General features: G+C 73.1%; 12 protein-coding genes. 5 read left to right on the plus strand and 7 right to left on the minus strand.

The window, feature by feature from the left end; translation table 11 throughout:
- Positions 1–303: 303 nt before the first annotated feature.
- On the minus strand, positions 304–5817 hold the full coding sequence (gene pulA, locus AB0F71_RS04595; protein ID WP_360228075.1) for a pullulanase-type alpha-1,6-glucosidase: 5514 nt from the start codon (positions 5815–5817) through the stop codon (positions 304–306).
- A 316-nt stretch (positions 5818–6133) separates the two neighbouring features.
- Between pulA and AB0F71_RS04600 the strand changes: the two genes are divergently transcribed.
- On the plus strand, positions 6134–7099 hold the full coding sequence (locus tag AB0F71_RS04600) for a phosphatase PAP2 family protein (RefSeq protein WP_360228078.1): 966 nt from the start codon (positions 6134–6136) through the stop codon (positions 7097–7099).
- 105 nt (positions 7100–7204) lie between these two features.
- On the opposite strand, the gene AB0F71_RS04605 is transcribed toward AB0F71_RS04600, so the two are convergent.
- Both AB0F71_RS04605 and glnA read right to left on the minus strand, forming a co-directional pair.
- Entirely contained in the window at positions 7205–10231 is a 3027-nt protein-coding gene (locus AB0F71_RS04605) for a bifunctional [glutamine synthetase] adenylyltransferase/[glutamine synthetase]-adenylyl-L-tyrosine phosphorylase (protein WP_360228081.1), read from the minus strand.
- A gap of 200 nt (positions 10232–10431) precedes the next feature.
- Positions 10432–11793: a type I glutamate--ammonia ligase gene (gene glnA, locus AB0F71_RS04610; RefSeq protein WP_360228084.1), complete on the minus strand. Its 1362-nt coding sequence runs from the start codon at positions 11791–11793 to the stop codon at positions 10432–10434.
- 176 nt (positions 11794–11969) lie between these two features.
- Here glnA and AB0F71_RS04615 point away from each other — a divergent pair, with 176 nt between their 5' ends.
- On the plus strand, positions 11970–13724 hold the full coding sequence (locus AB0F71_RS04615; protein WP_360228087.1) for an NAD+ synthase: 1755 nt from the start codon (positions 11970–11972) through the stop codon (positions 13722–13724).
- Between the two features lie 25 nt (positions 13725–13749).
- On the opposite strand, the gene AB0F71_RS04620 is transcribed toward AB0F71_RS04615, so the two are convergent.
- The 3 genes from AB0F71_RS04620 to AB0F71_RS04630 form a co-directional block, all read right to left on the minus strand.
- Positions 13750–14811, minus strand: a complete 1062-nt coding sequence (locus AB0F71_RS04620) for an endonuclease/exonuclease/phosphatase family protein (protein ID WP_360228090.1) — start codon at positions 14809–14811, stop codon at positions 13750–13752.
- 195 nt (positions 14812–15006) lie between these two features.
- Entirely contained in the window at positions 15007–15636 is a 630-nt protein-coding gene (locus AB0F71_RS04625) for a TetR/AcrR family transcriptional regulator (protein ID WP_360228093.1), read from the minus strand.
- 157 nt (positions 15637–15793) lie between these two features.
- On the minus strand, positions 15794–17434 hold the full coding sequence (locus AB0F71_RS04630) for an MFS transporter (protein WP_360228096.1): 1641 nt from the start codon (positions 17432–17434) through the stop codon (positions 15794–15796).
- A 276-nt stretch (positions 17435–17710) separates the two neighbouring features.
- On the opposite strand from AB0F71_RS04630, the gene panB reads away from it, so the two are divergent.
- From panB to AB0F71_RS04645, 3 genes are all read left to right on the plus strand, one after another.
- On the plus strand, positions 17711–18580 hold the full coding sequence (panB, locus tag AB0F71_RS04635; RefSeq protein WP_360228097.1) for a 3-methyl-2-oxobutanoate hydroxymethyltransferase: 870 nt from the start codon (positions 17711–17713) through the stop codon (positions 18578–18580).
- A 133-nt stretch (positions 18581–18713) separates the two neighbouring features.
- On the plus strand, positions 18714–19739 hold the full coding sequence (locus AB0F71_RS04640; protein ID WP_360228099.1) for an ATP-binding cassette domain-containing protein: 1026 nt from the start codon (positions 18714–18716) through the stop codon (positions 19737–19739).
- Positions 19736–20566: an ABC transporter permease gene (locus tag AB0F71_RS04645; RefSeq protein ID WP_360228102.1), complete on the plus strand. Its 831-nt coding sequence runs from the start codon at positions 19736–19738 to the stop codon at positions 20564–20566. The genes AB0F71_RS04640 and AB0F71_RS04645 overlap by 4 nt, the downstream gene beginning before the upstream one ends.
- 105 nt (positions 20567–20671) lie before the next feature.
- Here the strand turns inward: AB0F71_RS04645 and AB0F71_RS04650 are convergent, their stop codons facing one another.
- The gene (locus AB0F71_RS04650) at positions 20672–24094 is read right to left on the minus strand and encodes a BTAD domain-containing putative transcriptional regulator (RefSeq protein WP_360228105.1); all 3423 of its coding nucleotides are present in this window, start codon (positions 24092–24094) and stop codon (positions 20672–20674) included.
- Positions 24095–24264: the final 170 nt, after the last annotated feature.

Consider the following 24264-nt stretch of genomic DNA (forward strand, 5'->3'; position numbering starts at 1 on the left):
TGACGAAGTCTTGAACACGGTTTTCATACCCCCGGTAAAGTTCGATCACCACCGGAGGTGACTGACCAGCGGTCAGGGCCGCCGTCCGCCCCGATCGGGGCCCGGCAGCGCCGCACCGGGGCGGCACGTCACACTTCCGGCCGTGCCACCGCCGGTTTCCGGCCATTTCCCGGCCGGAACGGAACCGGGCCCTCAATGGCCCGGCCGGAACGGAACCGGGCCCTCAATGGCCCGGCCGGAACGGAACCGGGCCCCGCTCCGCCCGGACGGCGGTGCGGGGCCCGGGAGCCGGGGCGGGCGGGATCAGCCCTGCACGAACACCGCCACGGTGCGACCCGGCACGGTGAACGTGCCGGTGGCCGCGTCGAAGCCGGACTGCTGCACCACCCGGTCCACCCCGCCCGCCTGGACGGGGTGCAGCGCCTGGTTCGTCCCCTTCAGGGCGGCCACGGTCTGCGCCTGCGCGGTGGGCGTGGCGTTGAAGACGACGGTGATGCCCTTCGCCGCCCCCGCCAGCCCGGTGCCGTCCAGGTGCAGGGTGATCACCCCGGGCGTCTCACCGGGCGTGCCGGAGAGCGGGTACGACAGCCGCTGCTGGACGTCGGCCAGGGTCGGCAGCGAGAACAGCGGCGAGGACTGCTTGATCCGCAGGAACTCCTGGAACTGCGCCGTGGTCGCCCGGATGTCGGCCGCCCCCACGGTCAGCCACGGGTTCGCCAGCAGCGGCCCGGCGGTCGGCCAGAGCTCCTGGTTGTCCTTGGCCGGCGGCAGGCCGCGGCCCCAGCCGTTGCCCTGCGCGGCGTCCCAGTGGATCGCGTTGAACCAGTCCCCCGAGTCGTAGGAGTTGGAGTCCAGCGACTTGGAGCGCAGCAGGTCGCTGCCCGCCTGGGCGAAGCCCGCGCCCTGGGTGAGCGCGGTCAGCGACAGCCCGAGCGCCTGCATCCGGGCCCGGTCGGCGGGCGCGGTGGCGGTCGGCAGCTTGTACGCGAGCGCGTCGAACAGGTCGGTGTTGTCGTGGGCGTCCACGTACTCCACCGCCTCGCCCGGCTTCGCCGCGTACCCGGTCGGGGAGCCGTTGTAGTCGACCTGGGCGCCGGTGACGGCCTTCCCCGAACTGTCGGTGAAGGAGTAGCCGGCCAGGTTGCCGGTGAGCCCGACCTTCAACTGGTCCATCTGGTGCAGCAGTCGGGCCTTCTGCTCCTGCGGGCTGCCGTTCGCGGCCGAGCCGTTGGGGTCGGTGTACAGGCCCGAGGCGAAGCCCTGCTTCGGCGCGGAGCCGAGCATGAAGTTGCCGCCGCGGGCGGCGTCGCGCAGCCGGTCGTCGAAGGTGGCGATGCCGGTGCCGGCCATGTTGGCCTGGGTGGCCTGCGGGAACCGGGCGTTGTTCGCGACGGCGCCGAAGTTCCAGCCCTCGCCGTAGAGGAAGACGTTCCTGCCGTCCACGCCGTCCGACTCGGGCGTCATCTTCCGCAGCGCCGCCTGCACGTCCAGCATGGTGGACTTCGGGTCCAGGCCCATCAGGTCGAAGCGGAAGCCGTCGACCTGGTACTCCCGGGCCCAGAGCGTCACCGAGTCGACCACCAGCCGGTTCATCATGGCGTGTTCGGGCGCGGTGTCGGCGCAGCAGCTGTCCGTCGTCACCTTGCCGTCGGCGTCCAGCCGCTGGTAGTAGCCGGGCACCACCTTGTCGAGCACCGAGTGGTCGGCCTGGCCGGCGGCGGCGGTGTGGTTGTAGACCACGTCCAGCACCACCCGCAGCCCGGCCGCGTGCAGCGCCTGCACCATCTGCCGGAACTGCACGGTACGCGCCGTCCCGTTCGGTTCCGTGGCGTACGAGCCCTCCGGCACGTTGTAGTGCAGCGGGTCGTAGCCCCAGTTGTAGGCGTCGTCGGCGGCCACGGCCGCCACGCACTCCTGCTGCCTCGGGCCGTCCGGGGGAAGGGACTTGAGGTCGCAGGCGGGCAGCTTCTGGTCCGTCCGGTTCTCCCGGATGGTCGCGATGTCGAAGGTCGGCAGCAGGTGCACCGTCGTCACCCCGGCCTTGGCGAGGTCCCGCAGGTGCTGCATCCCGGCCGAGTTCGACTCGGTGAAGGCCAGGTAGGTGCCGCGCTCGGCGGCCGGGACGCTGGTGTCCTCCACCGAGAAGTCCCGGACGTGGAGTTCCTGGATCTGCTGCTGCGCGGGCGGGACGGCCTTCGGGCGGGCCTGGTCGTCCCAGCCGGCCGGCTTGAGTTCCTTGGCGTCCAGGTCGGCGACCAGGCTGCGCCGGGAGTCGGTGGAGAGCGCCACCGAGTACGGGTCGGTGACGGTGTTGACCACCAGCTGCTGCACCGAGGGCGCCCAGACCTTCACCTGGTACAGGTAGTACTTTCCGTCCAACTCCTTGCGGTCCCGGACGACTTCCCACACCCCGGTCTCGTCGTCCAGCTTCATCGGCAGCGTCCTCGGGGTGCCCCCGGTGGCGCTGTCGAAGACCTGGACGGACACCTGCTGGGCGGTCGGCGCCCAGAGCGAGAGGGCGACCTTGCCGTCGTAGTACGCCGGGCCGAAGTCCACCTTGCCGGTGCGGCGGGCGTACAGGTCGTCCAGCACGCCCGGGGTCTGCACCCCGGTGCCGGCCAGCACGGCGCCGCTGGGCAGGTGTTCGGTGAACAGCAGCTGGCTGCGCAGCGCCGCCGGGACGCGCGCGGTGTCCCGGGCGTCCACGGTGAAGGCCCGGTAGCCCGCCAGGTGCGGGTACGCGGCCTTCTGGGCGTCGGTCAGCCCGCCCGCGACGGGGGTGAGCCGGATCCACTTGCCGGGCTCGGTCAGCACGCCCTTGTCGGCACGGATGCCGCCCTCGGGGTCGTAGACCAGCTGGGCGCTGGTGCCGCCGGCCAGCGCCTGGTCGGTGGCGCCGTAGCCGGCGGGTACCACGACGGTCCTCGCGTCGATCCACTGGGCCTTGGCGCTGCCGAGGTCCAACTGCGAGGCGGCGGCCGGGTTCTGCGGCAGCAGGTAGCCCTCGCGGCCGCCGAGGATCCACACCTCCCTGCCGTTGACGGCGAAGTCCAGCGACTGGTCGGCGGGCAGGTCCTTGTCGTTGCCGTGGTGCAGGATGTAGCTGAGGCTGGTCGCCCCGGGGGCGAGCGGCACCTCGAAGACGGCGCCGAAGGCGTCGCGGCGCACCGGCAGCAGCGGCTTGCCCCAGTCGGTGGGGGCGGCGGCGCCGGTCCAGTCGTGCAGGCCCCAGCCGTCGTAGTCGCCGTCGGCCCGGTTGTAGTGGATGACGGCGGTATCGGCGGGCGGGGTGCCGGTGGGGCCGGGGTTGGTGGTGCGGACGGTCGGGTCGCCCTGCTTCAACCACACCTCGCCACTGCTGCCCAGGTTGAGGTGGCGGTCGGCGTCGACGTCCTTGACGCCGTTCTTCTCCACGATGAAGCCGAGGTCGGAGGCGCCGGGCTTGAGCCGCACGTAGGCGAAGGCGCCGTACGCGTCCCGCCCGGTGAAGGGGTGCCCGGCCGGCCAGCTGGTGCCCTCGCCGTCGGCCAGGTCGCCCCAGGCGTACAGGTTCCAGCCGTCGTAGTCGCCGTCCGGCCGGTTGTAGTGGACGACGGCGTACGGGCGGGCGCCGGCGGTGGGCACCGGCTTGGGCGCGGGGGTGCCGGTGGTGAAGCTCGCGGTGGCGGAGCGCAGATGGCCGCTGGAGTCCTGGAGGACGGCCTTGTAGCGCACCACCGTGCCGGGGGCGGCGGCGCCCAGGTCCTGGGTCACCGCGTACGTCCCGGTGTCGGCGGTGCCCAGCGTCTGCCAGGGCCCGTTGCCGGTCTGCGCGGCGAAGGTCACGCGGTTGAAGCCGCCGTCCGCCTTCGCCCCGATCGTCACCAGCCCGGTCGAACCGTCCGCCGGCGGCTGCACCGACAGCTGCGGCGCGGCGGCGACCGGCGCGAGCCTGGCGGCGGCCTTGAGGACGACGGAGGACAGCGCCGGAACGGTGACGGTCGCCTTGCGGTCGGAGCCGCTGGTGATCCGCGGTCCGGCGGCGGGGTAGATCGGGTCGAAGCCCATCCCCGCCGAGAAGGTGTCCAGGGTGACGGTCTTCGCCTCGGTGGCGTTGTTGACCGCCACCAGGTACTCGACCTGCTGCCCGGCGTCGATCCGGGAGAAGGCGTACACACCCGGGCCGTCGGCGGCGTAGCGCTGGATCTGCGCGCCGTCGGCGAGCGCCGGGTTGTCGTGGCGCAGCTTCGCCAGGCCGGCGATGCCCTGGTAGAGCTCGCCGCCCTGCCCGTACCGGTCCGCCGCCCCCGAGGGGCCGCCGAGCACCCGGTCGGCGTTGTAGGAGGGCGTCTTGGAAGCGAACAGGTCCTGCCGGGCGTCCTTGTCGCCGCCCGCGCCGGTGAAGCCCTGCTCGTCGCCGTAGTAGACGACGGGCTGGCCGCGGGTGAGGAACTGCAGCTCGTTGCCGAGCCGGTCCTTCCTGAGCAGGGTGGCGTCGTCGGCGCCCGGGTTGTCGGCGAGCAGGAAGGAGCCGAAGCGGCCCATGTCGTGGTTGCCGAGGAAGGTCGGCAGCTCGTAGGCGTCGGTGTCGGCGCTGGTGTAGCGGTAGTCCTGGCCGTAGACGTCGGCGAGGTTGCGGGCCGAGCCGCCCTGGGAGACGTACGAGCGGGCCGCGCCCTGGAACGGGAAGTCCAGGGTGGCCTGGAGCCTGCCCTTGGTGACGTAGGGCGAGGTGACGGCCGGGTCGCCGGAGTAGACCTCGCCGAACATGAAGAACTTCCTGTTGCCCTGCTTGGCGGCGAAGTCCTTGAGTGCGGGCGCCCACTGCTGCCAGAAGGCCATGTCGACGTGCTTGACGGTGTCGATCCGGAAGCCGTCGACCCCGGCGTCCTTGACCCACTGCTGGTAGACCTGCTCGAAGCCCTTGACCACCTTGGGGTTCTGGGTGTCGAGGTCGTCCAGGCCGTTGAAGTCGCCCTCGGTGGCGGACTCGCCGACGAAGGTCGAGTCGCCCCGGTTGTGGTAGAGCGCCGGATCGTTGAGCCAGGACGGGGTCTTGGCGGTGGCGTCGGCGGGCCGGCGCAGGACCGGGGTGTAGGGGAAGGAGTCCTTGGTGATCTTCGGCCAGGGGGCGCTCGCGTCGGCGGTCGCGGTCTCGTCGACCGGGTTGCCGTCCGCGTCGAGGGTCGGGTAGGCGCCGGTGGAGCGGTAGGAGTGCTGCTGTTCCGCGTAGTCGATGACGTCGGCGGTGTGGTTGGTGATGACGTCGAAGAAGACCTTGATGCCGCGCGCGTGCGCCTTGGCTATCAGCTCCTTGAGCTGGTCGTTGGTGCCGAAGTGCGGGTCGACCTGGGTGAAGTCGGTGATCCAGTAGCCGTGGTAGCCGGCCGACGCGTCGGCCCCGCTGCCCTGCACCGGCTTGTTCTTGAAGATCGGGGCCAGCCAGATCGCGGTGGTGCCGAGGTTCTGGACGTAGTCGAGCTTCTGGATCAGGCCGGCCAGGTCGCCGCCGTGGTAGAAGCCCTTGTCGGTCGGGTCGAGGCCGTTGTCCAGCCGACCGCCCGTGATGCCGCCGGTGTCGTTGGCGGTGTCGCCGTTGGCGAAGCGGTCGGGCAGGACGAAGTAGAACTGCTCGCGGGTGAGGTCGTGCCGCCCGGCGGTGGCCGCCAGGGCGGCGTCCGAGGGCGGGGGCGGCGGGGCGGCGGCGAGGGCCGCGGGGGCGCTGCCGAGGGTGGCGGCGGTGAGCACGGCGGCCAGCAGGACGGCCGTGCGGCCGGGTCTGCGGGCGGGTCCGCGGCGGGGACTGCTCCGCCGGGGGCGGAGCGGCGTATCGGCCACTGAGGGCTCCCTGAGGGGAAGGGGCGATCGATTTCCCAGGAAGCTAGCGGCCTGCAATCTGTTTCAGCAAGATGCAGAAAGCGTTTCGTCCCGGGAAATTCCAGGCCACCGGCCCGCCCGGCCACCCCGGTTACGTTCGAACGGCCGAGCGCGTGACAATGGGACGTATGTCCGTCCCACCGGTAAGCACCAGACCCGACCGCACCCCCTACCCCGGTGGGATCCGCCCCCTACCCCTGGAGGGGGACATCCGGTGAAGAATCCACTTCCAGAGGATGAGCAGACGGCTACGAGCGGTCTGGCAGACTTCTCGTCCATGGGGGAACCGACCGAGATCCAGCGAGGCGACACCCGGCGCGCCGACACGGCCCACGGTGGTGGTTCCGAGGCGACCGAGGCCACCCCGGCCCGGCTGCCCGAGGGAGCCACCCGTGCCGCCCAGTCCCGCACCGCCGCCCTGCGCGGCCGTATCCGGGACCAGCGGCGCTCGCCGGCCCGACCGCGGATCTGGTTCGAGCTCGCCCTGATCGGGATCAGCTACTGGCTCTACTCGCTGGTGCGCAACGCCGTCCCGGAGCAGGAAGCGATAGCCCAGAAGCACGCGCGCTGGATCTGGGACCTCGAGAAGGACCTCGGCATCGCGGTCGAGCGCTCGATCAACCACGCCGTGGACGGCGTCGGGTGGCTCATCACCGGGATGAACTACTACTACGCGACCCTGCACTTCATCATCACCATCGGTGTGCTGGTCTGGCTCTACCGCAGCCACCCGGGCCGCTACGTCGCCGCCCGCACGGTGCTGTTCGTCACCACCGGGATCGCCCTGGTCGGCTTCTACTTCTTCCCGCTGGCCCCGCCGCGGCTGATGACCGACGGCGGCTTCATCGACACCGTGCAGTCCCACCACACCTGGGGCTCGTTCGCCTCCGGGCCCGCCGCGCACGTCTCCAACCTGTACGCGGCGATGCCCTCGATGCACATCGGCTGGTCGATGTGGTGCGGTCTGGCGATCTTCTTCCTGGCCCGCCGGACCTGGGTCCGGGTGCTCGGACTGATGTACCCGGCGGCCACCCTGGTGGTCATCATCTCGACCGCCAACCACTTCTGGATGGACGCCGTCGGCGGCGAGATCTGCCTGGCGGTCGGCTTCCTGGCGGCCCGCTGGCTCTACCACGAGTGGGTCTACCGGCTGCCGCGGGTGCCCGCCCGGGAGCAGGCGGAGGAGCCGGTCACCGTGCCGGAGCAGTGGAGCGAGCCGGCGGTCAGCAGCGCACGGCGCTAGCCGACGGCCGCGGAACGACTGACGAGGAACGACCGACGAGGAGGGGCCCCTGCCGCGGCAGGGGCCCCTTTCGCGTACCGGCCGGGTCCTTCCCGCGCGTACCGGTCAGGCCGACCCGTAGAACAGCCGGTCCACCACCGCCCGGGCCCGCCGGGTGGTGCGCCGGTAGTCGTCCACCAGCTCCCCGCTGTGCCCGGCGCCGTACCCCAGGTAGCGGGCCACCCCGGCCAGCTCCCGGGCCTCCCCGGGGAAGCTGTCCCCCGGCCGCCCGCGCACCAGCATCACCGCGGAGCGCACCCGGGAGGCCAGCACCCACGCCGCTTCCAGCACCTCCGCGTCGGCCGGCTCCACCAGAGCGGCCCCGACCGCCGCCGCCAGGGCGGCCCTGGTCCGGGTGGTGCGCAGGCCCGGCACCTCGTGCCCGTGCTGGAGCTGGAGCAGCTGCACCGTCCACTCCACGTCCGCCAGCCCGCCCCGGCCGATCTTGGTGTGGGTGGTCGGGTCGGCACCGCGCGGCAGCCGCTCGGCCTCGATCCGCGCCTTGATCCGGCGGATCTCCATCAGGTCCCGCTCCGGCACCCCGGTGCCCGGGTAGCGCAGCGGGTCGATCAGCTGCCGGAACCGCGCGCCCAGCTCCTCGTCCCCGGCCACCGGCTCGGCCCGCAGCAGCGCCTGGCTCTCCCAGGCGTGCGACCAGCGCCGGTAGTACGCCGCGTACGAGGCCAGGGTGCGCACCAGCGGGCCGCTGCGCCCCTCCGGCCGCAGGTCGGCGTCGACCAGCAGCGGCGGCTCGGTGGACGGCGCGGCCAGCAGGGTGCGCAGCTCGTTGCAGACCGCCTGGGCGGCCCTGGCCGCGTCCTGCTCCAGCGAGCCGAGCAGCGGCTCGTGGACGAAGAGCACGTCCGCGTCCGAGCCGTAGCCCAGCTCGTGCCCGCCGAAGCGGCCCATCGCGATCACCGCGATCCGGGTCGGCAGGTCCCCGTGTTCGGCCTCCCAGCCGGCCACGCAGGCGCTCAGCGCGCCCTGGAGGGTGGCGGCGTTGAGCGCGGTCAGCGCCTCCCCCGCGACGTCCAGCGCCTCGGCCGGGTCGTCGCCGAGCCGGCCGAGCACGTCCGCGGCGGCCGTCCGGAACAGCTCCCGGCGGCGCACCGAGCGGGCGGCGGCCACGGCGGCGGCGGCGGACCCGGCCCGGCCGCCGGCGGCCAGGATCTCGGACTGGAGCGCCGCCCGGCCGCGCGGCACCAGGCCCTGCGGGTCGCCCAGCATGGCCACCGCCTCGGGGGCGCGCAGCAGCAGGTCGGGGGCGAGCCGGCCGGCCGACAGCACCCGGGCGAGCTGCTCGGCGGCGGCGCTCTCGTCCCGCAGCAGCCGCAGGTACCAGGGGGTGCGGCCGAGCGCGTCGGAGACCTGGCGGAAGTTGAGCAGTCCGGCGTCGGGGTCGGCCGACTCGGCGAACCAGCCGAGCAGCACCGGCAGCAGGGTGCGCTGGATCGCGGCCTTGCGGCTGACCCCGGAGGCGAGCGCGCTGAGGTGCCGCAGCGCGGCGGCCGGGTCGGCGTAGCCGAGCGCCTCCAGCCGGGCCCGGGCCGCGTCCGGGGTCAACCCGGCCGCGCCGGGCGGCAGTTCGGCGACGGCGTCGAGCAACGGCCGGTAGAACAGCTTCTCGTGCAGCCGCCGCACCTCCACCGCGTGCCGCTTCCACTCGCGTTGCAGCGCGGCCACCGGGTCGGAGCGGGTGTCGTCGTTGATCAGCGCGGCGAGCGAGCGGGCGAGCCGGCGCTGGTCCTCCTCGGCGGTGGGCATCAGGTGGGTGCGGCGCAGCCGGTGCAGCTGGATGCGGTGCTCCAGCGAGCGCAGGAAGCGGTAGGCGGTGTCCAGCGAGGCGGCGTCCGCCCGGCCGACGTACCCGCCGCGGGAGAGCGCGGCCAGCGCCTCCAGGGTGTTGCCGCTGCGCAGCGCCGGGTCGGTACGGCCGTGCACCAGCTGGAGCAGCTGGACGGAGAACTCGACGTCGCGCAGTCCGCCCGGGCCGAGCTTGAGCTGGCGGTCCAGTTCGGTGGCCGGGATGGAGTCGATCACCCGGCGGCGCATCTGCTGCACGTCGGTGACGAAGTTCTCCCGGGCGGCGGCCTGCCAGACCATCGGGGCGAGCGCCTCGACGTACGCGGCGCCGAGCTCGGCGTCCCCGGCGACCGGGCGGGCCTTGAGCAGGGCCTGGAACTCCCAGGTCTTGGCCCATCGCTGGTAGTAGGCGAGGTGGCTGGCCAGGGTGCGCACCAGCGGGCCGTTGCGGCCCTCCGGGCGCAGGTTGGCGTCCACCGGCCAGATGGTGCCTTCGCCGGTGGTGTCCGAGCAGAGCCGGGTGAGCGCGGCGGCCAGCCGGGTGGCGGCCTTGACGGCCGTGTGCTCGTCCACGCCCTCGCGCGGCTCGGCGACGAAGATGACGTCCACGTCGGAGACGTAGTTGAGTTCCCGGCCGCCGCACTTGCCCATCCCGATCACCGCGAGCCGGCAGGCCGCGGCGGCCTCCGGGTCCTGCTCGGCGGCGAGGTCCAGGGCGGTCTGGAGGGTGGCGCCGGCCAGGTCGGCGAGTTCGGCGGCGGTCTGGGCGAGGTCGGTGGTGCCGGTGAGGTCGCGGGCGGCGATGGCCAGCAGGCAGCGCCGGTAGGCGATCCGCAGGGCGTTCTCCGGGCTGCCGCCGGCGCCCCGGACGCCCTCGGCGAGGGCGCGGCGGAAGTCCGCCGGGCCGGGGTGCATGTCGCGCAGTTCGAAGGTGACCAGCGCGTGCCAGTCGTGCGGGTGCCGGGCCAGGTGGTCGGCGAGCGCGGTGGAGACGCCGAGCACCCCGAGCAGCCGGTCGCGCAGCGGCTTGGAGGTGGTGAGGGTGTCCCGCAGGGTGTGCCGTTCGGCCTCGTCGGCGGCCTCCAGCAGCCGGGCCAGGCCGAGCAGCGCGAGGTCGGGGTCGGCGGTGGCGCCGAGCGCGTCCAGCAGCACCGGGTCGTCGGCCAGGCCCTCCAGCCCGGGGCCCTCCAGCAGCCGCACCGCCCTCGCGGGATCGGTGAACCCGCGCCGGACCAGCCTGATCTCGGGCCGGCTGACCCGGCTCCCGGCCCGCTGTTCCTCCACCGCCATCGGCCCCTCCATCCCGTCCGCCCCCGCAGGCAGGTTACGCGCCCCGGCGGCCCCGCGCCGGGCGTGACCGTCGGGTGGACCGCCCCCGTGACGACGGCCCCGCCGCCGCCCGGGCGGGCGACGGCGGGGCCGGAGGGGCCGGAGGGGTTCGAGCCCGCCGCTCAGAGCACCTGCTCAGAGGACCTGCTCAGAGGACCTGCTCACAGCACCTGGAGGTTCTTGCGCAGCTCGAACGGGGTCACCTCGGAGCGGTACTCCTCCCATTCCTGGCGCTTGTTGCGCAGGAAGAAGTCGAAGACGTGCTCGCCCAGGGTCTCGGCGACCAGCTCGCTGCGCTGCATCAGGTCGATGGCCTCGCCGAGGTTCTGCGGCATCGGCTGGATGCCGAGGGCGCGGCGCTCGGAGTCGGTCAGCGCCCACACGTCGTCGTCGGCGCCGGGCGGGAGCTCGTAGCCCTCCTCGATGCCCTTGAGGCCGGCCGCGAGGGTGACGGCGTAGGCGAGGTACGGGTTGCAGCCGGTGTCCAGCGAGCGGACCTCGATCCGGGTGGAGCCCTGCTTGCCCGGCTTGTACATCGGCACCCGGATCAGCGCCGAGCGGTTGTTGTGGCCCCAGCAGATGTACGAGGGGGCCTCGCCGCCGGCGCCGGCGGTGCGCTGGGAGCCGCCCCAGATCCGCTTGTAGGAGTTCACCCACTGGTTGGTGACGGCGGCCGTCTCGGCGGCGTGCCGCAGCAGGCCGGCGATGAACGACCGGCCGACCTTGGAGAGCTGGTACTCGGCGCCGGACTCGTGGAAGGCGTTGCGGTCGCCCTCGAACAGCGAGACGTGGGTGTGCATGCCGCTGCCGGGGTGCTCGGAGAACGGCTTGGGCATGAAGCTCGCGTGCACGCCCTGCTCCAGCGCGACCTCCTTCATGACCAGGCGGAAGGTCATGATGTTGTCGGCGGTGGACAGCGCGTCGGCGTAGCGCAGGTCGATCTCCTGCTGGCCGGGGGCGCCCTCGTGGTGCGAGAACTCGACCGAGATGCCCATCGACTCCAGCATGGTGATGGCCTGTCGGCGGAAGTCGTGGCCCACCCCGCGCGGGGTGTGGTCGAAGTAGCCGGACTGGTCGGCCGGGATCGGCGCGGTGCCGTCGCCGGGCAGGTTCTTCAGCAGGAAGAACTCGATCTCGGGGTGGGTGTAGAAGGTGAAGCCCTGGTCGGAGGCCTTCTCCAGGGTGCGCTTGAGCACGAACCTGGGGTCGGCGTAGGAGGGCGAGCCGTCCGGCATCAGGATGTCGCAGAACATCCGCGCGGTGCCCGGGGTCTCCGAGCGCCACGGCAGGATCTGGAAGGTGGTCGGATCCGGCTTGGCGATCATGTCGGATTCGTACACCCGGGCGAATCCCTCGATCGCCGAGCCGTCGAAACCGATGCCCTCCTCGAAGGCCTGTTCCAACTCGGCCGGCGCCACCGCGACCGACTTGAGGAACCCGAGCACATCGGTGAACCACAGCCGGACGAACCGGATGTCACGCTCCTCGAGCGTCCGAAGCACGAACTGCTGCTGCTTGCCCATGGGGACAGTCTCACCTCTGCTCTTTACGCTCGTGTTACGCCCGGGAGGCCCCCGAAAGACCTCATCGAGCGATTGCCCCCATCATGGCCGATCCCCGCGCGGCACGGCAGGGCCGACCCCCGGTTCCGACCATCCGCACGGGACATTGCGTCAGTTAGACGATTAGACTTCGGAGCATGCCCAATCTCCGTCTCGCCCTGAGCCAGATCGACCCCTGGGTCGGTGACCTCGCCCGCAACAGCGATGAGGTGGTGCGCTGGACCAAGCAGGCCGTGGAGGCCGGCGCCCAGCTGGTCGCGTTCCCCGAGATGGCCCTGACCGGCTACCCGGTCGAGGACCTCGCGCTGCGCGGCTCCTTCGTCGAGGCCTCGCGCGGCGCCCTGGTGGAGCTGGCCGGGCGGCTGGCCGACGACGGGCTGGGCGAGGTGCCGGTGGTGGTCGGCTACCTCGGGCGCTCCGACCACGCCTCGCCGCGCTTCGGCCGCCCCGCCGGGTCGCCGCAGAACTGCGCCGCGGTGCTGCACCGGGGCGAGGTGGTCACCCGCTTCGCCAAGCACCACCTGCCCAACTACGGCGTCTTCGACGAGTACCGCTGGTTCGTCCCCGGCGAACAGCTGCCGGTGCTGCGGCTGCACGGGGTGGACGTCGCGCTGGCGATCTGCGAGGACATCTGGCAGGACGGCGGCCGGGTCACCGCCGCCCGCGAGGCCGGGGCCGGCCTGCTGCTGGTCATCAACGGCTCGCCGTACGAGCGGAACAAGGACGACCAGCGGCTGGAGCTGGTGCAGCGCCGCGCGGCCGAGGCGGGCTGCACCCTGGCGTACGTCAACATGGTCGGCGGCCAGGACGAGCTGGTCTTCGACGGCGACTCGATCGTGGTCGGCGCGGACGGCGAAGTCCTGGCCCGCGCACCGCAGTTCGAGGAGCACCTGGTGCTGCTGGACCTCGACCTGCCGGCCGCCGGCAGCGACCACACCGACGGCCTGCTGCTGAGCGACGGGCTGCACCTGGTCCGCACCGAACTGAGCGACGAGCCGGCCCCGGTGCCCGCCGGCCGGCCCGCCGCCGAGATCGCGCCCCGACTGTCCGACGAGGCCGAGATCTGGGCCGCCCTGGTCTCCGGCACCCGGGCGTACGTGGTCAAGAACGGCTTCCGCTCGGTGCTGATCGGCCTCTCCGGCGGCATCGACTCGGCCCTGGTGGCCGCGATCGCGGTGGACGCGCTCGGCCCCGACCACGTGCACTGCGTCTCGATGCCCAGCCGCTACTCCTCCCAGCACTCCCGGGACGACGCGGCCGAACTGGCCCGCCGCACCGGGCTGCACTTCCGGACCGTCTCCATCGCCCCGATGTTCGACGCCTACCTGGCCGCCACCGAGCTGACCGGCCTGGCCGAGGAGAACCTCCAGTCCCGGCTGCGCGGCACCCTGCTGATGGCGATCTCCAACCAGGAGGGGCACATCGTGCTCGCGCCCGGCAACAAGAGCGAGCTGGCGGTCGGCTACTCCACCCTGTACGGCGACTCGGTGGGCGCCTACGGCCCGATCAAGGACGTCTACAAGTCGCTGGTCTTCCGCCTCGCCCGCTGGCGCAACGAGGAGGCCGTACGGCGCGGCGAGGTGCCGCCGATCCCGGAGAACACCATCGACAAGCCGCCGTCCGCCGAGCTGCGGCCGGACCAGGTGGACACCGACTCGCTGCCCGACTACGACCTGCTGGACAGCGTGCTGGACCGCTACATCGAGCGCGACGAGGGCCGGGACGCGATCGTCGCGGCGGGCTTCGACCCGGCCGTGGTGGACCGGGTGGTCCGGCTGGTCGACACCGCCGAGTACAAGCGGCGCCAGTACCCGCCGGGCCCGAAGATCTCGGTGAAGAACTTCGGCCGGGACCGCCGGCTGCCGATCACCAACCGCTGGCGCCGCGGCTGACCGTACCCGGGGCCCGGGACACGCCTCAGCTGTAGGTGAAGGCGGCGGCCACCGCGAGGTGGTCGCTGCCGTCCCGGGGCAGGGTGCGGGAGTCCACCGGCCGGAGCCCGCCCTTGCTCATGATCTGGTCGATCCGCGCCATCGGGAACGCCGCGGGCCAGCTGAACCCGAAGCCGTCCCCGGCCGCGCCCTGGGCCGAGCGCATCTGCGAGGTGACCGGCGCCAGGCTGCGGTCGTTCATGGTGCCGTTGAGGTCGCCGAGCAGCAGGACCTTCTTCACCGGCTCGGCCTGCACGGCGTCGCCGAGCGCCTGGGCGCTGACGTCCCGCTGGTGGACGGTGAACCCGCCCTCGGCCTTGAGCCGGACGGACGGCAGGTGGGCGACGTACACCGCGAGCGGGCCCTGCGGGGTGGTGACCTGGGCCCGGAACGCCCTGGTCCAGCCGATCCGCAGGTCCACCGGGGCGACCTCGCCGATCGGGTACTTCGACCAGAGCCCGACCGTCCCCTCCACCGCGTGGTACGGGTAGGCCGCGGCGAGCCCGGTCTCGTACTCCCGCAGCTGGTTGCCGGCCAGCTCCTGGAGGGCGACGATCTGGGCGTTCGAGGCCACCAGGCCGCGGACGGTGCCCGGCACGTCGGTGTTGCCAGCGGCGACGTTGTGGCTGACCACCGTCCAGTCGCCCTTGCCGCCGCTCTTGTCGGAGAGCAGCCCGCCGAACAGGTTGACCCACAGCACGGCGGGCACCAGCAGGGCGATCAGGGCGGTGGCGGAGCGGCGCAGCAGCGCGGGCACCAGCAGCACCGGGACCGCCAGGCCCACCCAGGGCAGGAAGGTCTCCAGCAGGCTGCCGAGGTTGCCGACGCTGTTCGGCACCTGGGCGTGGAAGCCCAGCAGCACGGCGGTGAGCAGAGCCAGCAGGGCGATCAGCAGTCCGCGCCGCCAGGTGCCGGCGCCGCGGGCGTCCCGGCCCCAGTGCCGCAGGCCGAGGAGGCCGCCGGTACGGCCGGCGTCCGCACCCGCGCCCGCGTCCATGCCCGCGCCGCCACTGGCCGTGGTCCGTTCGGTGCTGTCCGCCTGCGCCATGCCGTGGCTCCCGTCGCTCGTGCCGTCGCCGTCCGTTGTCCGGTCCGTGGGGGTACGGGCGCGGTGCCGGACTGGTGCCGGTTCGATCGGATACCCGGCTCAGCCTATGCCGGGACAGACGCGCGGCCCCGGGAGCGGGTTCCGGCGTGGCCCGCTTTGGTGAGCCAGGCCACGTCGGGCACGAAGGAGTGGGCCTCAGCGGCGCCCGATGCCCTCGAGCACCGAGTCGACCAGCTGGCGGGCGAGGTCCGGGTCCTCCAGGTCGGTGTCGTCCGAGAGGATGCTGCGGTAGAGGATCGGCCCCATCAGCAGGTCGCCGAGCAGTTCCACGTCGAGGTCGTCGCGGATCAGGCCCTCGGCGACGGCCCGCCGGATCGCGAGGATCCCGACCTCGCGGCGCGGCTTGATCACCCGCTCCCGGTAGGCGTGGTGCAGCTCCGGCAGGGTCTGCATCTGGCCGAGCGTCGCCTTGAGCACCCAGCGGGTGCGCTTGGCCAGGCCCCGCCGGCGGATGTAGTCGACCATCGCGATCAGGTCCTCGCGGGCGCCGCCGCCGGTGGGGGCCGGGAGCGGCTCCTCCAGCCGGCTGACCAGGTCGACCAGCAGGGCCTCCTTGTTGGGCCAGCGCCGGTAGATGGTCGCCTTGCCGACGCCGGCGGCGGTGGCGATGCCCTCGATGGTGAGTTCGGACAGCGCCTTGCCGTCGGCCATCAGGTCCTCGACGGCGGTGAAGATGGCCTGCTCGGCGGCCTCGCTGCGGGGCCGGCCGCGGCGGACCACCGCGCAGGGCTGCCCGGTGTCGGCGCTCGGCGTGTCCGTCCTCATCCCCGCTGCCTCTCCCTCACTGGTTCCGGGCGCACGGGCGCCGCGGTGGGTCCGTCGGTCCGGGCCGGTCCGGGCCTGGGGGACCCCGCCCAGGGCCCGGGCCCTGCCGGTCGGGGGCACCGACCGGCAGGGCCATTGTCGCTCAGCCGTCCCCCGGTCAGGCGGCCGCGGCCGCCCGGGGCTGGTCCGGCTGCCCGGGAACCTGCCCGTCCGGGCCGCCGGGAACACCCGCGGGGGCGGCGGTGCGGCGCGGGAGCAGGAACCAGGCGACCAGCGCACCGACCAGCGAGATGCCGACCGAGAGCGAGGCCACCACGTGCATGGCGTGGATGAAGGAGTCGTTCGCCGGGCCGATCAGCCCGTCGGCCAGGCCCCCGGGGACGTGGTCGACGAAGGCCCGGGTGGACTCCAGCGACTCGGCGGCCCGGTCCAGGTTGGCCCCGGCCTTCTCCTGCACGGCCTGGGGCAGCTGGTGCAGCGGGCCGGTCATCCCGTCGCGGTAGACGGTGGAGAGCACCGCGCCGAGCACGGCGACCCCGAGCGAGCCGCCGACCTGGCGGAAGGTGTTGTTGACGGCGGAGCCGGCGCCGGCCTTCTCGCGGGGCAGCGAGCCCATGATCGCGACGGTGACCGGCGGCATGACGTGGGCCATCCCGGCGCCCATCACCAGGCCGAGCACGACCAGCACCCAGATCGGGGTCGTCGCGGTCAGCACGGTGTAGCCGACGAAGCCGAGCGCGACCAGCACCATGCCGCCCGCGGCGGTGGCGGCGACCCCGAAGCGGTCGACCACCAGCCGGGCCCGGGGGGCGAACAGCAGCTGGGCGGCGGCCAGCGGGAGCATCAGCACACCGGCCTGGAGAGCGCTGTAGCCGCGCACGCTCTGGGTGTAGAAGACGCCGAAGAAGGAGACGCCCATCAGCGCGAAGAAGATCACCGCGACGACCACCACCGAGGCGCTGAACACCTTGTTGCGGAACCAGGTGACGTCCAGCGCGGGGAACGGAGTGCGGCGCTCGAACCAGACGAAGGCGACCAGCGCGAGCACGCCCAGCAGGGTCGGGCCCCAGGCCGCGAACGCGGTGAAGTCGGCCAGCTCGCCGCCCTTGATGATGCCGTAGATCAGCGCGACCAGGCCGATGATCGACAGCAGTACGCCGACCGGGTCCATCCGGCCCGGGTTCGGGTCCTTGGACTCGGGGACCAGGACGGCCATCGCGACCAGCGCGACGATCACGATCGGCACGTTGACCAGGAAGACCGAGCCCCACCAGAAGTGCTCGATCAGCAGGCCGCCGGTGATCGGGCCGATGGCGATGGCCAGGCCGACCGCGCCCGCCCAGATGCCGATCGCCTTGGGCTGCTCGTCGCGCTCGAAGACGTTCATGATGATCGCCAGCGTGGCGGGCATCGCGAGCGCGCCACCGACGCCCATCAGGGCGCGGTAGCCGATCAGCTCACCGGGCGAGGCGGCCATCGAGGACAGCAGCGAGGCGATCCCGAAGACCACCATCCCGCCCAGCAGGGCGCGCTTGCGGCCGAAGCGGTCGCCGAGCAGGCCCGAGGTGAAGAGCAGCCCGGCGAACACCAGGGTGTACGAGTTGATCGCCCATTCCAGGTCGCTCTGGGTGGCGCCCAGTCCGACCGGGGCGGGGGTCGCGATGGTCTTCATCGCGACGTTGAGGATCGAGTTGTCGAGCACGACGACGAGCAGGGCGAGCACCAGGGTGCCCAGGATCGCCCAGCGCCGGCGGTGGATGGCTTCCGGTACGCGGGGTGGCGCGGCTGCGGTGGTCATTGGTCTTCCCGTCCGTGTTGGCGTGGCACTGGCGGGCATTTGCGAGTCGCTTGCGTCTCGTAACCCCCTGGACCAGAGTAGCCGCCAATACGATACGAGACGAGTCCGTTTCGTAAAATGGAGGCAAAGCCCGAGGGGCGCGAGGGCCTGTGTGGCGTGGATCGCACCCCGCCGACCGCACCCCTCTTTGCGCACACGCCGGGGCGTGCAAGCATGGAGGTGATCCGGGGACGCCGTACGGCGCCACGAGACGACAACCCTTCAGGAGCCCGTTCGATGAACGCTTCTTCGCCTTCGCCTGCCCAGAACCAGGCGTCGACCGCCACCCTCTACGGCGGGGTCACCAACCGCCGCGTGACCGTCCGCGACCTCGCCGCCGCCAAGCAGCGCGGCGAGAAGTGGGCGATGCTCACCGCCTACGACGCCCTCACCGCGGGCGTGTTCGACGAGGCCGGGATCCCCGTCCTGCTCGTCGGCGACTCGGCCGGCAACTGCCACCTCGGCTACGAGACCACCGTGCCGGTGACCATGGATCAGATGGTGATGCTCTCCGCCGCCGTCGTCCGCGGCACCCAGCGCGCCATGATCGTCGCCGACCTGCCGTTCGGCTCGTACCAGGAGTCGCCCGCGCAGGCCATGCACAACGCGGCCCGGCTGATGAAGGAGGCCGGGGTCGGCGCGGTCAAGCTGGAGGGCGGCGAGCGCAGCGCCCGCTCCATCGAGCTGCTGGTCGAGGCCGGCATCCCGGTGATGGCCCACATCGGCCTCACCCCGCAGTCGGTGCACGCCTTCGGCGGCTACCCCGTCCAGGGCCGCGGCGACGAGGCGGCCCACCAGCTGCTCCGCGACGCCAAGGCCGTCCAGCAGGCCGGCGCCTTCTCCGTGGTGCTGGAGGCCGTCCCGGCCGAGCTGGCCGCCCAGGTCACCGAGCAGCTGGCGATCCCGACCGTCGGCATCGGCGGCGGCCCGGAGACCGACGCCCAGGTGCTGGTCTGGACCGACATGGCGGGCATGACGGCGGGCCGGGTGCCCAAGTTCGTCAAGAAGTACGCCGACCTGCGCGGCGTCCTCGGCGAGGCCGCCCGCGCCTACGCGGAGGACGTCCGCACCGGGGCCTTCCCGGCCGAGGAGCACAGCTTCCACTGACGGCTCCCCCGCCCCTGCTCCGAGCCGCTCGGAGCAGGGGCGCTGTCATGCCGGTGGGGGCCGTGACAGCGGGCTGACAGCCGGGCCGGGCGGGCGACAGGGGGCTGACAGCCGGGCCGGACAACCTGGGGGCATGACAGGAATCGCGACCGCCCCGAACACGCGGGGAACAGCCGGGAACGCCGTCGAGGTCCACGGCATCGTCAAGCACTTCGGCACCACCAAGGCCCTCGACGGTGTCGACCTCACCGTCCGCGAAGGCACCGTCCTCGCCCTGCTCGGCCCCAACGGCGCCGGCAAGACCACCCTGGTACGGGTCCTCTCCACGCTGATCAAGCCGGACGCCGGCACCGCGTTCGTCGGCGGCTACGACGTCCTGCGCCAGCCCAAGCAGCTGCGCCGCACCATCGGCCTGACCGGCCAGTACGCCTCCGTGGACGAGCTGCTCTCCGGCTACGAGAACCTCTACCTGATCGGCCGGCTGCTCGACCTCTCCAGCCGGGAGGCCAAGGCCCGGGCCGCCGAGCTGCTGGAGCGCTTCTCGCTCACCGAGGCCGCCAAGCGGATCGCCAAGACCTACTCCGGCGGCATGCGCCGCCGCCTCGACCTGGCCGCCAGCATGATGGGCCGCCCCCGGGTGCTCTACCTGGACGAGCCCACCACCGGCTTGGACCCGCGCACCCGCAACGAGGTCTGGGACGAGGTGCAGCGGATGGTCTCCGAGGGCAGCACCGTGCTGCTGACCACCCAGTACATGGAGGAGGCCGAGCAGCTCGCCGACGAGCTGACCGTCATCGACCGGGGCAAGGTGATCGCCGCCGGCGGCGTCGCCGAGCTCAAGGCCAGGGTCGGCGGCCAGATCCTCCAGGTCCGCCCCGCCCACCCGGCCGAACTGCCGGAGCTGGCCCGCTGCCTGCACGAGAACGGCATCACCTCCGCCACCTTCTCCCCCGACGACGGCCTGCTCGCGGTGCCGCTCACCGGCGAGGAGCAGCTCACCACCGTGATCGCGGTGCTCGGCGGCCGCGGCTTCGCGATCGCCGGCATCGACACCAAGGTGCCCAGCCTGGACGAGGTCTTCCTCGCCATCACCGGCAAGCCCAGCGCCGACGCGACCACCGCGTCCGCCGCCGACCCCGTCAAGGAGCCCGTCGCATGACCACCGCCACCCTCACCCCCGCCCCGGTCCGGGACACGGCGGCCGACGAGACCCGGATCGGCCCGTCCGCCACCCTGCGCCACATCGGCGCGCTGACCCGCCGCAACCTGATGCGGATCAAGGCCGACCCGGAGTCGATGTTCGACGCCGTGCTGATGCCGATCGTCTTCACCGTGCTGTTCGTCTACGTCTTCGGCGGCGCCATGATGGGCGGGGACCAGGACAAGTACAAGCAGTTCATGATCCCGGGACTGCTCGGACAGACCGGCATGACGCTGGCGCTGGCCGTCGGCACCGGCCTGAACACCGACTTCCAGAGCGGGGTGATGGACCGCTTCCGGACCCTGCCGATCGGCCGGGCCGCCGTCCTGCTCTCCAAGATCGTGGCGGAGACGCTGCGGGCCCTGCTCTCCTCCCTGATCCTGCTGACCTTCGCCTTCATCCTCGGCTTCGAGCTCAAGACCGGCGTCCCGGAGCTGCTGGCCGCGGTCGGCCTGTCGCTGGTGTTCGGCATGTCGATCGTCTGGATCTCGATGCTGCTGGGCATGTCGATGAAGAGCGCCCAGGCCGTCCAGGGCGTCTCCATGCTGGTCCTGATGCCGATGCAGTTCGGCAGCTCGATCTTCGCGCCGACCAGCACCATGCCGGGCTGGCTCCAGGCCTTCACCAAGGTCAACCCGCTGTCCGCGCTGGCCGACGCCTCCCGCGCGCTGCTCAACGGCGAAGGGGCGGTGGCCCATCCGGTGATGATCGTGCTGATCTGGTCCGCCGCCTCGACCGCGATCTTCGCCCCGCTCGCGGTGGCCCGCTTCCGCAAGCGGACCTGAGCGAGCCGGGGACGAGGGCCGGGCGGCGACCGTGGACAGGACACCGCCCGGTACGAGCGGTCGGTCGGCCGGTGACCAGGGGACGGGCACCGGCCGACCGACCGCTCAGTCGATCAGCTCCTCCAGCAGCGCCTGGGTCTGCTGCTGCGTCATCCCGCTGCCGGAGGCGTGCGCCGCCTCGAACTCGGCCTCGCCCAGCAGCCCCCGCAGCGCGAGCGCCGTCCGCTCGCGCTCCACCCGGTCCAGGAAGCCGCCCTTCGGGCCGTTCAGCTGCTTGTGCGCACCGATCAGCACCGCTGCCTGCCGGGCCCGCTCCAGGTCGCCGTCCCGCTCCGCGAAGGCCGCCAGCACCCCGACCACGGCCGGCACCACCATGATCGTCATCTGTTCGGCGAAACCGCTCGCGGCCGTCACCGAGAGCAGCAGCCGACGGCCCTCACGCAGCTGGGCGTACCCCTCCTCCGGATCGCCGGCCCGGGCCGTGAGCCAGCCCCGCGAGCACCGCAGCAGCCCGCCGACGACGCCGGGAACGAACCCGCCCGTCGTGATCCCGTCGAGGTGCGACAGCGCCGCCTCGGCCTCCTCGAACTCGCCGCGATGGGCGTGCAGGGCGCAGAGCGTCAGGTGGCCGAAGAGCAGGGCGCCGGTGGTGGACTGGTTGAGGCCCGTGCCCTCGATGGCGGCCAACGCCTCCCGGATCAGCCGCTCGCCGCGCTCCAGGTCGTGCTCCAGCACGGCGCTGCCGAGGTTCACCTGCAGCATCGGCACCTCGTGCGGCGCGCCCAGCTCCTCGGCCAGCGCGATCGCCCGCTCGTACGCGGCGGCCGCGCCGACGGCGTCACCCCGGTTCGCCAGCGACTCACCGCGGGCCGACAGCGCCTGGGACACCCCCCAGAGGTCGCCCGCCTGCTCGAACAGCTCCAGGGAGCGCAGGCCGTCCTGGATGCTCTGTTCCTCGCCCTCCGGCCAGTCGTTCAGCATCCTGGCCCGGACCTGCAGGGCGAACGCCAGGTCGCTCGTGTCGCCGTGCAGCTCGCAGCCGCGGACCGCGTCGTCCATCAGCTGCTTCATCAGCTCCAGGCGGCCGGCCAGGAAGGCACCGAACACCCGCATCAGCGCCGGGAAGCGGTAGCCCTGCGGCAGCTCCGGGGTGTAGCTGTCCAGCAGTTGCTCCGCGATCCTGACCGCGTCCTTGTCGCCGAGCACGTCGAGGTTCCCCTCGAACATCCCGATCAGCCGGAACATCGCGGCCAGTCGGCGGGCCTCCTCGACCACCCCCGGGGGCATCGGGACGCCGTACTCGAGCACGTTGCGCTCCAGCGGCACCGGCGGCGGGGCGTCCGGGGCGAACGGGTCCGGGCCGAGCGCGGCGATCGCGGTGTACCAGCCGCGGGCCTCCATGCTGTAGCCGCGCAGCGACCAGTACCAGCCCATGCCGACGCCGAGGGCCAGCGCCTGCTCCTCGTCCGCGAGGTCGATCGCCCGGCGCAGCGCGGCCCGGATGTTGTCCTGCTCGCGCTCCAGCACGTTCAGCCAGTGCAGCTGCTGCGGGCCGTGGACGTTCAGGTCGGCGGTGGCGACCAGCGCGCGGAAGTGCGCCAGGTGGCGGGCGCCGGTGGCGTCGCGCTCGGCGGCGGACTCGGCGAGCCGCTCGGTCGCGTACTCGTGGATGGTCTCCAGCATCCGGTAGCGCGGCTGGACGCCGTCGTCGGCCAGGTCCGCCACCAGCAGGGACTTGTCGACCAGGGAGAGCAGCAGGTCGGCGACCTCCGGGCCGACCACCTCGGTGCCGTCCGCGCAGACCGCCTCGGCGTCCTCCAGCTGCCAGCCGCCCGCGAACACCGAGAGGCGGCGCAGCACCGCCCGTTCCCGTTTGCCCAGCAGGTCCCAGCTCCAGTCGACCACCGCGCGCAGGGTCTGCTGGCGCGGCAGCAGGGTGCGGCTGCCGGCGGTGAGCAGGGCGAAGCGGCCGTCCAGGCGGTCGGCGATCTGCCGGGCGGTCATCACCCGCAGCCGGGCGGCGGCGAGTTCGATGGCCAGCGGCAGGCCGTCCAGGCGGCGGCAGATCTCGGCGCAGGCCTCCGGGTCGCTCTGCGGGTCGAAGCCGGGGCGGGCGGCGGCGGCCCGCTCGGTGAGCAGCCGCAGCGCCACTGGGTCCGGCAGCGGCTCGACCGGCAGGGCCGTCTCGCCGGGCACGCCGAGCGGCTCCCGGCTGGTGGCGAGCACGGTCAGCCCGGGGCACTCGGCGAGCAGGGTGTCGACCAGGTCGGCGGCGGCCTGGATCAGGTGCTCGCAGTTGTCCAGCACGAGCAGCATCCGGCGGGGCCCGCAGTGCTCGACCAGTCGGCGCATGGGATCCTCGGCGCGCTTCTCGATCACCTCGGCGACCATGCCGGCGCTGTGCAGCACGATCTCGCGCAGGCCGAGCGCCGAGACCACGGCGGCCGGGACGGCCTCCGGGCTCTCCAGCGGGGCGAGTTCGGCCAGCCAGACGCCGTCCGGCCAGTGCCCGGCGGACTGCTCGGCGCGACCGGCCTCGACCGACAGCCGGGTCTTGCCGGAGCCGCCCGGGCCGGTCAGGGTGACCAGCCGATGCGTCGTCACCAGGGCGCGCAGGGCGGTGAGATCGCCCTCGCGGCCGACGAAGCTGGTCAGCCGGCCGCGCAGGTTGCCGGCGGCGCGCGGGAGTTGGGGCGCCGGGGCGGGGGGTTGCGGCTGTCCGCCCGACGGGCCCTGCGGTTCCTGCGGTCGCGCCGGGGGTGCGGGTGGGGGCGCAGCCGGGGGTGCGGGTGGGGGCGCAGTCGGGGCCGGCTCGGCCGAGCGGAGCAACTCGGCGTAGCAGTCCTGGAGTTGACGGCCGGGGTCGACGCCCAGCTCGTCCGCCAGGGCGCGCCGGGTGCGCTCGTAGTGGCGCAGCGCCTCGGCGGTGCGGCCGCTCCCGTGCAGCGCCCGCAGCATCAGCAGTTGCAGGGGCTCGTCCAGCGGCTGCCGTTCGCACAGCTCGGCCAGTTCGGCGACCAGCTCGGAGGCCCGGCCGAGGCCGAGGTCCGCGGTTATCCGGTGCCGGCGGGCCTCGTCCCGCTGGGCCTCCAGCCGGGCGGCCGCGGCGGCGCGGTCCGGCAGGTCGGCCAGGGCTGGACCGCGCCACAGCGCCAGGGCGGCGCGCAGCCGCTCGGCGGCCAGCGCGCTGTCACCGGCGTCGAGGGCGCGCCGGCCCTCGGTGCTCAGCCGCTGGAAGTCGGCGAGGTCGGTGGCCGGGTCGGCCAGCCAGTACCCGGCCGGCCCGGAGCCGACCCGCTCCCGGCCGATGGTGCGGCGCAGCCGGCCGACCAGGGTCTGCAGGGCCGCGGAGGAGTCCTGCGGTGGTTCGGCGTCCCACACCTCGTCCACCAGCAGGTCGGCCGGGACCGGCCGGCCCTGCCGCAGGGCCAGCGCGGTGAGCAGCGCCCGCAGCCTGGCCCCACCGAGGGGGACCGGCGTGCCGTCGTCGTGGTGGGCCGTGGTGGTACCGAGGATGCCGTAGTGCACCGCACCATTCTGGTCGATGGACGGCAGCGCGGCCGCACAATTGTGCCCGGCCTCCCCGACCCCGGCCCCCGACCCCGGGCCCCGGGGCGTGCCGGAACCAGGCGCCTCCCCTCGGACGTTCACCCTGGGCGGCTTGTCCGGCCACCGCCCGCCCGGCATGATCGGTCCCA

This window comes from Kitasatospora sp. NPDC028055, from assembly GCF_040637885.1.
Taxonomy (GTDB): Bacteria; Actinomycetota; Actinomycetes; order Streptomycetales; family Streptomycetaceae; genus Kitasatospora.